General features: G+C 66.7%; 11 protein-coding genes. 10 read left to right on the top strand and 1 reads right to left on the bottom strand.

Features of this window, described 5'->3' with window-relative positions:
• The first annotated feature begins 144 nt into the window (after nucleotides 1-144).
• The 6 genes from LDO13_RS12575 (at nucleotide 145) to LDO13_RS12550 (ending at nucleotide 7,393) form a co-directional block, all read left to right on the top strand.
• Nucleotides 145-1,773 carry an ABC transporter substrate-binding protein gene (locus LDO13_RS12575; protein WP_224047067.1) on the top strand — a complete coding sequence of 543 codons (1,629 nt, stop codon included), beginning with the start codon at nucleotides 145-147 and terminating at the stop codon, nucleotides 1,771-1,773.
• Between the two features lie 133 nt (nucleotides 1,774-1,906).
• Nucleotides 1,907-2,998, top strand: a complete 1,092-nt coding sequence (locus LDO13_RS12570) for an ABC transporter permease (protein ID WP_224047066.1) — start codon at nucleotides 1,907-1,909, stop codon at nucleotides 2,996-2,998.
• Between the two features lie 2 nt (nucleotides 2,999-3,000).
• A complete protein-coding gene (locus LDO13_RS12565) occupies nucleotides 3,001-4,020 on the top strand; it encodes an ABC transporter permease (protein WP_224047065.1) in 1,020 nt (339 codons plus the stop codon).
• Entirely contained in the window at nucleotides 4,017-5,720 is a 1,704-nt protein-coding gene (locus LDO13_RS12560) for an ABC transporter ATP-binding protein (RefSeq protein WP_224047064.1), read from the top strand. The genes LDO13_RS12565 and LDO13_RS12560 overlap by 4 nt, the downstream gene beginning before the upstream one ends.
• 159 nt (nucleotides 5,721-5,879) lie before the next feature.
• Entirely contained in the window at nucleotides 5,880-6,347 is a 468-nt protein-coding gene (locus LDO13_RS12555) for a chorismate mutase (protein WP_224047063.1), read from the top strand.
• Between the two features lie 2 nt (nucleotides 6,348-6,349).
• Entirely contained in the window at nucleotides 6,350-7,393 is a 1,044-nt protein-coding gene (locus LDO13_RS12550; RefSeq protein WP_224047062.1) for a hypothetical protein, read from the top strand.
• 30 nt (nucleotides 7,394-7,423) lie between these two features.
• Here LDO13_RS12550 and LDO13_RS12545 read toward each other — a convergent pair whose 3' ends face one another.
• Nucleotides 7,424-8,137, bottom strand: coding sequence for a DUF4166 domain-containing protein (locus LDO13_RS12545; protein WP_224047061.1), 714 nt, complete (start codon nucleotides 8,135-8,137; stop codon nucleotides 7,424-7,426).
• Nucleotides 8,138-8,314: 177 nt separating this feature from the next.
• Between LDO13_RS12545 and mtrA the strand changes: the two genes are divergently transcribed.
• From mtrA to LDO13_RS12525, 4 genes are all read left to right on the top strand, one after another.
• A complete protein-coding gene (gene mtrA / locus LDO13_RS12540; protein WP_224047060.1) occupies nucleotides 8,315-8,989 on the top strand; it encodes an MtrAB system response regulator MtrA in 675 nt (224 codons plus the stop codon).
• A gap of 244 nt (nucleotides 8,990-9,233) precedes the next feature.
• Nucleotides 9,234-11,174, top strand: coding sequence for an MtrAB system histidine kinase MtrB (mtrB, locus tag LDO13_RS12535; protein WP_224047059.1), 1,941 nt, complete (start codon nucleotides 9,234-9,236; stop codon nucleotides 11,172-11,174).
• Nucleotides 11,171-12,892, top strand: coding sequence for an LpqB family beta-propeller domain-containing protein (locus tag LDO13_RS12530; RefSeq protein WP_224047058.1), 1,722 nt, complete (start codon nucleotides 11,171-11,173; stop codon nucleotides 12,890-12,892). Before mtrB ends, LDO13_RS12530 begins: the two co-directional genes overlap by 4 nt.
• Before the next feature lie 69 nt (nucleotides 12,893-12,961).
• Nucleotides 12,962-13,996 carry a phosphoribosyltransferase family protein gene (locus LDO13_RS12525; RefSeq protein WP_224047057.1) on the top strand — a complete coding sequence of 345 codons (1,035 nt, stop codon included), beginning with the start codon at nucleotides 12,962-12,964 and terminating at the stop codon, nucleotides 13,994-13,996.
• Nucleotides 13,997-14,047: the final 51 nt, after the last annotated feature.

The raw sequence follows: 14,047 nt of genomic DNA, 5'->3' as shown, positions 1-14,047 counted from the left end.
ATTTTGTGTCTCATCTCACAAGATGTAACGATTCACCTACTGGTCGTCTGGTTGAATCGAGGGATCAGGACAGCGTGCCGCCCTCCGAGTCGTCTCCGTACTTCGGGGCTGCGCACCAGTACTCATCGAACAGAAAGTTCACAGATGGCAATGAACAAAAAGGCCCTCCAGAGCGCCATCGCGCTCGTCGGGGTATCAGCCTTTGCGCTGACCGCGTGCACCGGCCCGTCCGGTGGCGGTGGCGGGTCAACGGCTGCGGCCGCCGGCCCGATCGCTTACGGCACCACCGACAAGGTCACGGCCCTGGATCCCGCGGGCGCGTACGACAACGGTTCCTTCATGGTGATGAACCAGATCTACTCCTTCCTGCTCAACTCGAAGCCGGGCAGCGCCGAGCCCGTGCCGGACCTGGCCGAGTCCAGCTCCTTCACGACGCCCACCGAATACACGGTCAAGCTCAAGCCCGGACTGAAGTGGGCCAACGGCCACACCCTGGACTCGAAGGACGTCAAGTTCTCCTTCGACCGCCAGACCAAGATCAACGATCCCGCCGGCCCCGCAAGCCTGCTGGTGAACGTGGACAGCATTACGACTCCGGATGCGAACACCGTTGTGTTCAAGCTGAAGCTGGCCAATGACCAGACCTTCGCCCAGATCCTCAGCAGCCCTGCCGCGCCGATCGTGGACGACGAAGTCTTCCCGGCCGACAAACTGCTCGACGACGACGCGATCGCCAAGGCGAAGGCCTTCTACGGCCAGTACACGATCGAAACGTACAAGAAGAACGAGCTGATCAGCTTCAAGGCGTGGCCCGACTACAAGGGCGTGCTGGGCAAGCCGGCCAACGATGGCGCCACGATCAAGTACTACGCGGATCCCACGAACATGAAGCTGGACATCCAGCAGGGCAACATCGACGTGGCCAACCGCAGCTTGAGCGCCACCGACATCGATGACCTGAAGAAGGACTCCAAGGTCAAGGTGAACGTCGGCCCCGGCGGCGAAATCCGCTACATCACGTTCAACTTTGACACCATGCCGTTCGGCGCGAAGGCTGCGGACGCGGATCCGGCCAAGGCTCTGGCTGTCCGCCAGGCCATCGCCAACCTCGTGGACCGCCAGGCGATCGCGGACCAGGTCTACAAGGGCACCTACCTGCCGCTGTACTCCAACGTCCCCAGCGGCTTCCTCGGCGCCAACGAATCGTTCAAGGACGCTTACGGCGACGCCGGCAAGCCCAGCCTCGACAAGGCCAAGAAGGTCCTGGCCGACGCGGGCGTGACCAGCGCCGTGTCGCTGAACCTGCAGTACAACCCGGACCACTACGGCAAGTCCTCGGGCGACGAGTACGCCATGGTGAAGGACCAGCTGGAGAAGTCCGGTCTGTTCAAGGTCAACCTGCAGTCCACGGAATGGGTAACCTACAGCAAGGCAAGCCGTGCCGACGAGTACCCGCTGTTCCAGTTTGGCTGGTTCCCGGACTTCAGCGACGCCGACAACTACCTGACCCCGTTCTTCCCGGACGGCGGCTTCCTGAAGAACCACTACAACAACCCCGCGGTCACTGATCTGATCAACAAGCAGCTCACCACCGTGGACAAGAGTGCACGCGAGTCCGCGATCAAGGATGCCCAGAATGCCCTGGCCAAGGACATTTCCACGCTTCCGTTGCTCCAGGGCGCACAGGTTGCCGTTTCCGGCAGCAGCGTCAAGGGTGTCGACACGACCCTCGACGCCTCATTCAAGTTCCGTTTGGGAACTGTTTCCAAGTAAGGCTGCAACCCTGCGGTCCTGACCAGCCTGTGAGGCGGGGCGCCCTCGAGGCGCCCCGCCTTTGCTGGTAATTACCGTACTTGCAGTCCCCGCCGGCCGGTCCATGGCCGCGAAAGCACAACCTTAGGTACCAATGACAACATTGATAGAGGCGCCGCCAGCCGACGCCGACGGACTCCTTCCGTCCAAGAAAAAATCCTCGGGTGGGGGCCTGGGGACCTACATCCTAGTGCGCTTCTTCCTGATCATTCCGACCGTGATCATTCTGGTGACACTGGTCTTCTTCCTGATGCGGGTCATCGGCGATCCCATCACCGCAGCCCAGGGCGGCCGGCTCCCGCCAGAAGTTCTGGCACAGCGCATCCACGAGGCCGGCTACGACCGTCCGATCCTCGTGCAGTACTTTGAGTACGTCGGCCAGCTGGCGACCGGCAACTTTGGCACTACCATCACCGACCGGCGGCCCGTGGTCCAAATGGTCATGACCTTTGGTATAGCCACGCTGGAACTGGCCATCAACGCCCTCATCGTGGCCCTGCTGGTCGGCATCCCGCTCGGGCTCGTCTCCGCCTACAAGCGCGACAAGGCGCCCGACGCCGTCCTGCGGTTCTTCGCCATTCTCTGCTACGCCACCCCCGTGTTCTTCGCGGGCCTGCTGATGAAACTGACGTTCTCCGTCTGGCTCGGCTGGCTTCCCGTCGCAGGCCGGGCCTCCACGCGCACCGAGCTCTCCATGGGAGCCCTGGCCGCACCGACCGGGATCTACTGGCTGGATGCGCTGCGCAGCGGCAACATGGCGGCATTCGGCGACGTCGCAGCCCATTCAGTCCTCCCCGCGTTGACGCTGGGGCTGCTGACGGCAGGCGTGTTTCTCCGGCTGGTCCGGACCAACGTCATCGGTACTTTGGGCAAGGACTATGTTGAGGCCGGCAGGTCCCGCGGCGTCAGCAATTTCCGGCTGGTGACCAAGCACGCCTACAAGCCTGCCCTGATTCCGATCATCACCGTCATGGGGCTCCAGATTGCCCTCCTGTTGGGCGGCGCCGTCCTCACGGAGTCCACGTTTGAGTGGAAGGGCCTCGGCTACCAGCTGGTGCAATACCTGAACGCCCGCGACTTCGTCGCCGTCCAGGGCATTGTTGTGCTGCTGGCGGTCATCGTCGCCGTCACGAACTTCATCGTGGACGTCGCCGCAGCCCTGATCGACCCGCGAGTGAGGTACTAGCCATGAATGCAACCACAGTAAGCGGGCGCAAACAGCCCCTCGTCTACCGGCTGCCGGTGATCTCGCACTTCCGGACCAGCGTCGGGCTGCAGCGCGGCATGCTCGTCACCGGCCTGGTGCTGACCGTCATCTTCCTGCTGACGGCAGTGTTTGCGCCATTTATCGCGCCCTACGGCTTCGCCCAGATCAGCGACGCGGCGGGTACCTTCCCGGCCCAGCAGCCCCCCAGCCCGGCCCACATCTGGGGCACCACGGTGAGCGGCTACGACGTCTTTTCCCGCGTGATCTGGGGCGCCCAGACCGCCGCAATCATCATCATCGTCGCTGTGGCCATGTCGATCTTCCTCGGCGTAGCCCTCGGCCTCGTCAGCGGCTACTTCGGCGGCTGGCTGGACCGGGTGCTGGTGGTGATCGCCGATGCGATCTACGCTTTCCCGTCGCTCCTCCTGGCCATCGTGATGTCCATCGTCATCAGCCACGGCCAGTCCAGTTTCTGGGGCGGCATTGTTGCCTGCTCCATCGCCATCTCGGTGGTGTTCGTCCCGCAGTACTTCCGCGTGATCCGTGCCGAGACGATCCGACTCAAGGCCGAGCCCTACGTCGAATCGGCCAAGGTGGTGGGCGCCTCAAGCTTCCGCATCATGGGCCGCCACATCTTCAAGAATGCAACCCGCACGCTGCCGCTGATTTTCACGCTGAACGCCTCCGAAGCGATCCTGACCCTGGCAGGCCTCGGCTTCCTGGGGTTCGGCATCGAACCGACCTCCGCCGCCGAGTGGGGCTTCGACCTGAACAAGGCCATTAATGACGCCTCCTCGGGCATCTGGTGGACCGGTATCTACCCCGGTACGGCAATCGTCCTCACCGTGCTTGGGCTGACACTCGTCGGCGAGAGCATCAACGACCTCAACGATCCACGGCTCAGGGGCCGCAGGAAGTCCGGCGGTAAGAGCCCCGCCGGAGGCCCGGACTCGACCGCCGGCGCGCAGGCCGCCCTTGAATCAGAATCGAGAATGCCATGACCACGAACATCGACCGGCCGGGCCGCGGCTCCGGCCCCGTCCTGGACATCGAGAACCTCAAGGTCACCTTCGCGACCGATGCCGGCGATGTCTACGCCGTCAAGGACGTCAGCCTCGAAGTCAATCCCGGCGAGGTTGTCGCCATCGTTGGCGAATCCGGATCCGGCAAGACCGTGACCGCCAAGACCATCCTGGGGCTGCTGCCGGAAACGGCAACCAGCCAGGGCGCCGTCCTGATCAACGGCAACAACGTCATCAGCGTCAGCGCCGCCAAGCTGCGGCAGATCCGCGGCCGCGACGTCGCCATGGTGTTCCAGGAACCGTCCACGGCCCTCAACCCCGTGTACACCGTTGGCTGGCAGATAGCCGAGGGCATCCGCGCGCATGCGGACACCGGCAGCGGCAAGAAGATCTCGGCCAAGGAGGCCAAGGCACGGGCCATCGAAGCCCTCCGGAAGGTGGGCATCCCGGACCCGGACACCCGGGTCAACTACTACCCGCACCAGTTCTCGGGCGGGCAGAAGCAGCGCGTCGTCATTGCCGCCGCGCTGGCCCTGAACCCGGGCCTGATCGTGGCCGACGAGCCGACCACCGCCCTGGACGTCACCGTCCAGGCGGAAATCCTGGAGCTGCTGCGGGACCTGCGGGACAAGTTCGGTACGTCCATCGTGCTGATCACGCACAACATGGGCGTTGTCGCCGACCTCGCTGACCGCGTGGTGGTCATGTACCAGGGCGACGTCGTGGAGGAAGCTCCATCACGGGTGCTGTTCGCCCAGCCCCGGGAGGAGTACACCAAGAAGCTCCTCGCCGCCGTCCCGCACCTCGGCCGCAACTCCGCGTCCGAAGGCATGACGGAGCGCGCGCACCAGGGCGGGAAGGTGCTGGTCGAGGCCAAGAACCTCACCATTGAGTACCCAGGACGGCTGGGTGCTCCGGCCTTCAAGGCGGTGGATGGCGTCAGCTTCACGGTTTCCGAAGGCGAAGTCTTCGGACTCGTGGGGGAGTCGGGTTCCGGCAAGACCACGATCGGCCGGGCCATCGCCGGCCTCAACCGGACCACGGGCGGCAGCCTCAAGGTGCTGGGCTACGAAATGCTGAACTTCAAGGAGCGCACGTTCAAACCGCTCCGCAAGGAGATCGGCTTCGTGTTCCAGGACCCGGCGGCATCCTTCAACCCGCAGTTGACCATCGGCGACTGCGTCGCCGAGCCGCTCATCATCCACGGCAACCCGACCCCGGCGGAGGCACGCAAGCGCGTTGGCGAGCTGCTTGAGTCAGTGCAGCTGCCGGCGTCGTACGCTGACCGGTTCCCGCACGAACTCTCCGGCGGCCAGCGGCAGCGCGCCTCCCTGGCGCGGGCGCTCATCCTGAACCCGAAGCTGCTCATCGCTGATGAGCCGACGTCGGCGCTGGATGTGTCCGTGCAGGCCGTGGTGCTGGAGCTCTTCAAGGAGATCCAGCGCGAGTTTGGGTTCGCGGCCCTGTTCATCAGCCATGACCTCGCCGTGGTGGACATCCTCTCGCCCTGGGTCGGTGTGCTCTACAAGGGCAAGATGGTCGAACAGGGAATGGGCACCCAGGTGATGGGCAACCCGCAGCACGCCTACACGAAGAAACTCATAGCGTCCCTGCCGGTCCCGGACCCGGACGAGCAGGCCCGCCGCCGCGAGGCCTTCCGCGAAGTGCTTCACAGCTAGCCTGATGAGGAGCACACGTTAGGGACATGCCCACCGTTCAGCCGAACGGTGGGCATGCCCATTCGTGCGGCGGAATGCGCCGGAATGGGGCAGCGCGGCGTCCTGCCGGCAGCGCTTAACAGCAGAAGTGATTAGCGCCGGTGCCCCTAGACTGGAGCAATGACCGAGCAGAACCAGACCCACCCAGACGCCGATGCCTATGACCCCGGGGCCAGCTCGCTGGCCGGTCAGGTGGACCCGGCGGTGATGGCGGAGCTGTTGTCGATCCGCTCAAGCATCGACAACATCGATGCCACCCTCGTCTTCCTGCTCGCCGAGCGCTTCAAGGCCACCCAGAAGGTCGGATTCCTGAAAGCAACCCACAAACTTCCCGCCGGGGACCCCGGCCGCGAAACGGCCCAGATCGCGCGGCTGCGACGCCTTGCCGCGGAGGCCCACCTGGATCCGGCCTTCGCCGAGAAGTTCCTCAACTTCATCATCGGCGAGGTCATCCGGCACCACGAGGCTATTGCCGAGGACCACGAAGCGGCGCTGGCCACAGATCCCCAGGCCACCAATTCCGTGCGCCCGCTGACCGCCGGCGAAGTACCCGGCGCCGCCGGCCCGACCGTCTCCGCCACCGCCTAGCCGTGGCCGGACCACATTCAGTACAGCCGGAACAGGTCACCGCCACCGCGCTGGGCACCTGGCCCGGCGAGGACCCCCTAGAGGCCGCGCGCATTATCCGTGGCGAGCTGGGCAGCCCGCACCTGCCTTTCCTGGCCGAATTGCCGGACCGGGGCGTCGGCTCCGACGCGCTCGGCCGGACAGCCTCCCTGTTGGTGGACCTTTCCGTGGACGTCCAGCCCTACGGCTGGCGGATCGTGGACCGCCCCGGCAAGGACTTCAGGCGGGCGCGTTCCGCCCTGTCCACCGACATCAACATCCTCGCCGACGTGATCGGCGCCGAGGACACGCCGGCGCAGGACATCAAGGTCCAGCTGCGCGGCCCGCTCAGCCTCGCCGCGGGCCTGCACCTGCACAACGGCGAGCGTGCCCTGATCGACCATGGTGCCCGCCGGGACCTCGCTGCCTCGCTGGCGGCCGGCGCCGGCGGCTACCTCAGCCGCGTTGCTGCAGCGGCCCCCGGGGCCCGGATCGTGGTCCAGATCGACGAGCCGGAGATCGCCTCGGTGCTGGCCGGGACCATTCCCACGTCCAGCGGGTACCGGACCCTTCGCTCGGTGCCGGGCAGGGAAGCCACCGACGCCTGGCAGCTGGTCATCGACGCCCTGCGGGCGGCCGGCGCCGTCGAGGTGGTGGTCTCCGTTCCGGAAGTCGAGGCGCCCTTCGACCGGATTTTGGCGGCCGGCGCAGACGGGATCGCCGTGCCCCTGCGTGCGCTTACGTCCAGGCAGTGGGAACAGCTCGCCGGCGCGGTGGAGGCGGGCAAACGGCTGTGGGCCGGCGCGCTCGACGTGGCCAACCCTGCCGCGGCGCTGCCCCGCGTGGCCGACGTCGTGGAGACGGTCTGGCGGCCGTGGCGCCAGCTGGGCCTGCCGGCGTCGACCCTCGGCGCCTTGCGGGTCACGCCGTCGGAGGGGCTGTCCAGGCATTCTCCGTCGTCCGCCACGGCGGTGCTGGGACGGCTGACCCAGGTCGCTGATGGCCTCAACCAGCTCGCGCTCGGCTAGCTCAGGGGCGGTGCCGCTGCGGGATTGCGCTCAGCTGCGGGCTTCCCAGCGGTCCGGCTGGGCACGGTCCGGAAGATACCCCGGAGCTGACAGGCCGCCGGGGTACGGTTCCAGCCGGTAGTCGAAGTGCCCGGCGTAGACGAGGACCAGCCCCAGCTGCGGCTGGATCACCTTCACCTGGATCCTGTGCTTTCCGGTGGTGCCCTCCTCCGGAGCCCACCACTGTTCGGCATAGGCCTTGGCATCAAGGGCGGCCGGCAACGGAATCCGGAGCGGTCCGAGGAACAGCCGCGAGGCCTCCGAAACCCCGCGCAGCCTGCCCCCGGCAGTGACCCCGAGGTTAAGGTCCGTTACGAGCCGCCTGTACCGCCCGACATAGTCCACCAGGCCGTGCCGGCTGCCGGAGCCATCGAAGCTGGTGGTGTCGTGGAACAACCGGGTGGTGTCCGGGAAGAAGATCTCACGCCGGGCGGTGAGGCTGGACCGCCCGAACGGGTCCAGGTGGGCATGGTTCTCGATCCGGAAGCGGATGCCTTCACCGTATTCCGGGAAGAAGGATTCCTCTCCCGCGGCGAGGCGCAGCAGCGGTCGCAGCCAGGCCTGCCGGCAGCCGACCACCTCGAACACGCCCTCGCCGACGCCGTAGTGGCCGGATCCGGGAGTGAGTGAGAAATACTCCTGCAGCTCAGGCTGCAGCCGCGCAAAGTCCGCGCCGAGTGCAAGCTCGTAGATAGGCGTGCTCACAAAGTCCTCCTAGGTTCCTGGCCTGTTGCGTGGTGTCCTGTCCATAGCCTGCGGCACGGACGGAGGTTTGTCACAACACCCCGACGGCGGTGTCGAAGCGTGGTCCGGGCGCCGGCGGCGCCATGCCCGGGCGCCGCCGAATACGACAAAGCCATTTCAATAGGGGAATATATACATATGAAGGCACGCATTCTGGTAGTGGACGATGACGAGGCTCTGGCCGAGATGATCGGTATTGTGCTGCGCAATGACGGGTTTGAGCCTGTTTTCTGCGCTGACGGCGGGAAGGCACTGGAAGTGTTCCGCTCCGCCAAGCCAGACCTCGTGCTGCTCGATCTTATGCTCCCGGGCATCGACGGCATTGAAGTCTGCCGCCAGATCCGCGCCGAATCCGACGTGCCAATCGTGATGCTCACCGCCAAAGCGGACACCTCCGACGTGGTCCGTGGCCTTGAGTCCGGCGCCGATGACTACGTCCCGAAGCCGTTTAAACCGGCCGAGCTCGTCGCCCGGGTCCGGGCCAGGCTCCGGCCCGGCGACCAGAAGGCCCCGGAGACGCTGCGCATCGCGGACGTCACGATCGACGTTGCCGGACACCTTGTCAGCCGCGGCACCGAGCGCATCTCGCTGACTCCGCTGGAATTCGACCTGCTGGTGGCACTGGCCCGCAAACCCTGGCAGGTCTTCACCCGGGAGCTCCTCCTGGAGCAGGTCTGGGGCTACCGGCACGCCGCCGACACGCGGCTGGTCAACGTCCACGTCCAGCGGCTGAGGTCAAAAATCGAACGTGACCCGGAAGCCCCCGAAGTTGTATTGACGGTCCGTGGTGTCGGCTACAAAGCAGGTTCCTGAACCGTCGGACGGCCGCCCCGGAACCGGTCCGGTGGGCGCCCCCGCTGAAGGGGCCGCCCCGAAAAATGCTGCCCGCACATCAGTTGATCTCCGCGAGCCGGGCCTGACCGCTCCCGCCTCCGACGCGCCTGCTTCTGATTCGCCTGCTTCTGACACGCCTGCTTCGGACACACCTGCTTCGGACACGCCTGGTGCCGGCAGCCCTGCGGCGGCCCCGCCGAAGCGGCCCGCCGTCGAACCCGGCATGGTAGAACCCGGCCTGGCCGAACCCGGCCTGGCCGAACACGATGCAGCCGGCACCGGAACGTTCGAACCCGGTACCGCCCGCCACCACGGCGGTCCGGCCGCCGGCTGGCATGCCGTCGGTTTCCGGACCAGGATCTGGGTGAAGCGCGCCCGGATTGTGGGTGTGCGTGTGGCGAGGCTGGTCCGGATGGGGGCCACCCGCCTGCTTCCCGGCATCCGCTACCTGCTCCGCTTGCTGCACAGCAAATGGCGGCGGTCGATGCAGTTCCGGACCGTGCTGACGACGCTCATGCTGGCCATCATGTCCTTCGCTGCCGTTGGCGCGTACCTGTCGAACCAGATCGCCAACAACCTCTTCCAGGAACGGCTCGCCCAGGCCGAGTCGGAGACGCGCTACAACGTCAAACAGGTCCAGGACACGTTCGACGGCGCCCAGGTCACCGATCAGTCGAGCGTCATTACGCTCGTCTACGACACCCTGAACGCGGTCGAGGGCCGTGGTTCGGTGATTCAGCGGCGCTATGTGTTTGAGGCGATGCCGGAACAGACCAAACCCCGCAACCGCTGGGTGGAATCACGCGCCTCGGACCAGCTCACCATCAGCGTCATTCCTCCCGAACTGCGCAAGGCCGTGCAGGATTCCGGCAAGGACCAGTTCTGGGCTTCCACGGAGTTCCCGGTGGGTACCGAGGACCGGCCCGGAATTGCCGTCGGCAACAAGGTCACCTTCAATGGCACGGTCTACGAGCTCTACCTGATCTATGACCTCAATACAGCACAAAAGACCCTCGACGAGATCCAGAACGTGCTGCTGGCCGGCGGCGCGGTGCTGGCGCTGCTGATCGGCGCAGTGGCCTGGTACGTGACCCGGAATGTCGTCAGTCCCGTCAGCCACGCCGCGCTCGTCTCCGAGAAGCTCGCCGCGGGGCAGTTGCAGGAACGCATGGTGGTCAAGGGCGAGGACGAGGTGGCCCGGCTCGGGGCCTCGTTCAACCATATGGCCGCCAGCCTCCAGGAACAGATCACCCAGCTCGCCACCCTGTCCCAGATGCAGCAGCGGTTCGTCTCCGACGTCTCCCATGAGCTGCGTACTCCGCTCACGACCGTGCGGATGGCCGCCGAAGTCCTCTACGACGCGCGCGAGGACTTCGACCCGATCAACAAACGCTCCGCGGAGTTGCTCTACAACCAGGTGGAGCGTTTCCAGTCCCTGCTGGCCGACCTGCTGGAGATCTCCCGCTTCGACGCCGGTGTTGCCACGCTCGACGCCGAACCGGGCGACGTCGTGCAGCTCGTTTCGCATGTGATGGAAGGTGTTGCCCCGGTGGCCGCCGAGTACGGCTCCGCCGTCACCCTCAACGCGCCGCAGGACAGCATCATCGTGGATATGGACGACCGCCGGATCGACCGGATCCTGCGTAATCTCATCCTGAACGCCCTGGAACACGGCGAGGGCCGCCCGGTGAACATTTCCGTGGCCGCCAACGGCAATGCCGTGGCCGTCGCAGTCCGCGACCACGGCATCGGCATGACCCCCGCGGAAGCAGCACGGGTGTTCGACCGGTTCTGGCGCGCCGATCCGGCCCGGGCGCGCACTACGGGCGGCAGCGGCCTAGGACTGTCCATCGCCGCCGAGGACACAAAGCTGCACAACGGCTGGCTCCAGGCGTGGGGCAGGAAGGGCAGCGGCGCCAACTTCCGCCTCACCCTCCCGCTGCGCCAGGGGGACGCCATCACGAAGTCGCCCCTCCAGCTGGAACCGGTCGACGTCGGACTTCACGGCGCGGGAAGCGAACGGACCATGCTGCTGCTGGACCCCTCGCCGGCCCCGCGCGCCGAAGCCGCCGGCGACGGCGCAGGCAGGGCAGGTACCGGAACCAATAACCCCGGAACGGCGCGAACCGGCACAACTGGAACCGGAACGAAGGAGGGGTCATGAGCGGTGCCACCGGGAAGGCCACCCGTGCCGCAGCAGCGCTGCTGGCTGTGCTGCTGTTCCTGCTGACGTCCTGCGCGCAGATCCCGCGCTCGGGGCCGGTGGGAAAGAGTACTGACGAGAGCGCCGGGAACCCCAACAATGCCCCCGTGTTTTTCCCGTCCGCGCCCCGTGAGGGCGCCGGGCCGGAAGCGGTGATCGAAGACTTCTACCTCGCCGGCAGCGGCTACGAGGACGACTACGCGGTGGCACGCCAGTACCTGACCCAGGCGTCGTCCGTGACCTGGAAACCTGACCAGCGCGTGCTCGTCTTCCGTGCCGCGCGCGTGGTGCCGACCGGCGTCGAAAACGTCTTCAACTACGAACTTGACCTGTCGTACTCCGTCGACGCGGACGGGGTAGCGACCCAGCTACCGGAGGGAACCAAGGAGAACATTCCCGCCACACTGACCCAGGTGGACGGTGAATGGCGGATTGCGGAGCTCCCGGACGGCACGGCGATCCCGGAGGAGACGTTCAAGGTCATTTACGGCGCCTATCCGATCTATTTCTATGACCCCACGTTCACCTACGCCGTGCCCGACGTCCGCTGGTTCATCAAGAAAAAGACCGTCAAGGCCATGACCAGCGCACTGCTCGGAGGCCCGGCGCCGTATCTCAAGGGCGCCGTCGTCAGCGCCTTCCCCTCCGGCATCAAGCTTGCCCGCGAGTCGGTCCCGGTGGTCTCCGGCGCAGCGCAGGTGGACCTCACGGCGAAGGATCTTGTCGAGGCTTCCAACGAGGACCGGCTGCGGATGCAGACCCAGCTTGCCCTCACCTTCCGCAGCCAGCCCGATGTCATCAACGTCGAGCTGCGGGCCAACCAGGACCTGGTGCGGGTGGAAGACAACGGTTCGGTCCTCCCGCCGATCCGGGACAAGAACGTCCCGGCCCGCCAGATCGCCGTGAGCAACAACGATCTGGTCCGGTATGAGAACAACAGGATCTCGCCGCTTCCGGACATCCAGTCCGTCTCGGCACTGTCGCCGCGGGCACCGGCGGAGTCTCCCGTCTCGCAATCGGCGGCCTTCCTCAACGCCGCACGCGGCACGCTGTACTCCATCGTGCCCGGCCAGCCCGCCAGGTCCCTGACCACCCGCGCCACCCTGACCAGGCCCTCCTTCGACCGGTACGACTGGGTCTGGACGGCCGGTCCGGGCGCCAACGGCGCGACGGAAATGATCGCGCACCGGCCCGCAGGGGTGGCCGAAGGCGCCAGCGTGCCCAGCGTGACGTTGTCGCCGGCGTGGCTTTCCGGAAGGACGGTCAAGGAATTCAAGGTCTCACGCGAAGGCACCCGCGCCCTCGTCATCACGGAGCAGAACGGCAAAACGAAGGTCCAGGTGAGCGGCATCGTCCGGGCAGCGGACGGAACGCCCAAGGACCTGACCGTGCCGATGACCCTGCTCGCGACGAACGACCCGGACCAGGGCGTGTGGGTGGACGACTCTACGGTGGCCGTGATGAAGGGCTCGCCAAGCGACGCCGTCACTCCCGAGCTGCTCTTCCTCACCGCATCCCAGCCGCAGAAGCTGGCGCCCTGGCCCGGACTGACGGCGCTCAGCGCGGGCAACGGCGGGGAGGAAATCTTCGCCCAGTCAACGGAAGGGATCTTCCAGCGGATCGGCAACGGATGGTCCCCGCAGCTCAAGGGACCGATCGATCCGTCCTACCCGGGCTAGCGGCAGCGGCTTTCCACATGGCGCCCTAAGGGCCTCCCGCAGGGAGCCGCACTGACGGAGGCTTGCCACGTGGCGATCTTCAGCGAACTCCGTGACCGCGACCGTGGCGGCAGGGGCACGGCCGCTGACCCTGACCTGTCTCCGGCAGCAACTGCTGCGGCGAGACACCGCGGCGCCTACCGGCGGCCGCTGTCGCGGCTGGCGGACGGGGCGGCGGCTGCTGCGGCCGAAGTGCTGGCACTCGCCGCCCCGGTGGACTGCGTCTGCTGCGGCGCTGAAGACCTGGCGCTCTGCGGCGGCTGCGAACGGCAGGTCCGGCTCCTGATGCGCACACCGTTCCGGGCGGAAGCGCAGGCCCCGGCCCTCATGGACGTCAATGGCTCGGTGCTCCTGCCGGTCGTGGCTGCCGGCGCCTACCGCGCGGAGTTGGCCCAGGCGCTGCTGTCCTTCAAGAAGCACGGCCAGGGACAGCTTGCGGGGGTATTGTCGACGGGCCTGGGCAGGGCCATTCGGGCGGCCGCCGGAGAAGCTTCGGGGGTGTTGCTCGTCCCCGTGCCAACGAGCGGCAGTGCGTACCGGAGGAGGGGCTTCAGCCCCGTCCATGTGCTGCTTGGCAGGCTCGGACCACACCGTGCGCCGGGGACCGGCCGGCAATCCGGCCTGTCCACTGCCCACGCCCTGCGCAGGACGGGCCGGCGGGCCGGCTGGGGGACCGCCGGGCAGGGAGCCGCGGCTCCGGTGCCGCCGGGGTCCCCGTACGGTCTCCCGGGGCTTCCGGGGCTTCCGGGGCAGCCCGGCGGACAAAAGGGGCTGGGCCGCGGGGACCGTGCGCAGCGCGTGCGGGGAACCATGCGGGTGCGTCGCGGGCCCTTCGCTCCGGACGTGAACAGCCGGCCGTGCATCATCGTTGACGACGTGCTGACGACGGGGGCCACATTGGCCGAGGCGGCCCGGGCGTTGCAGGCGGCTGGTGCGCTGGTGACCGGCGCCGTCGTCCTCGCCGCGACACGCCCGCCCGCAACGCGCGACTTCGGCGCGGCCGGCCCCGCGCTGGCAGGGAAGCGGCCCGTCAAGGAAAAAAATAAACCAAAAAAGGATGAATAAGGGTTGGCTATGAACTAACGTCGAAGATGGGTACCAAGAACAGATGTACCT

Source organism: Arthrobacter sp. NicSoilB4, from assembly GCF_019977335.1.
GTDB lineage: Bacteria > Actinomycetota > Actinomycetes > Actinomycetales > Micrococcaceae > Arthrobacter.
This window is presented reverse-complemented; position numbering and strand designations above follow the sequence as displayed.

Coding starts and splice junctions, on each gene's coding strand:
- LDO13_RS12575 (WP_224047067.1), top strand. CDS start 145: ATGGCAATGAACAAAAAGGCCCTCCAGAGCGCCATCGCGCTCGTCGGG.
- LDO13_RS12570 (WP_224047066.1), top strand. CDS start 1,907: ATGACAACATTGATAGAGGCGCCGCCAGCCGACGCCGACGGACTCCTT.
- LDO13_RS12565 (WP_224047065.1), top strand. CDS start 3,001: ATGAATGCAACCACAGTAAGCGGGCGCAAACAGCCCCTCGTCTACCGG.
- LDO13_RS12560 (WP_224047064.1), top strand. CDS start 4,017: ATGACCACGAACATCGACCGGCCGGGCCGCGGCTCCGGCCCCGTCCTG.
- LDO13_RS12555 (WP_224047063.1), top strand. CDS start 5,880: ATGACCGAGCAGAACCAGACCCACCCAGACGCCGATGCCTATGACCCC.
- mtrA (WP_224047060.1), top strand. CDS start 8,315: ATGAAGGCACGCATTCTGGTAGTGGACGATGACGAGGCTCTGGCCGAG.
- mtrB (WP_224047059.1), top strand. CDS start 9,234: ATGGTAGAACCCGGCCTGGCCGAACCCGGCCTGGCCGAACACGATGCA.
- LDO13_RS12530 (WP_224047058.1), top strand. CDS start 11,171: ATGAGCGGTGCCACCGGGAAGGCCACCCGTGCCGCAGCAGCGCTGCTG.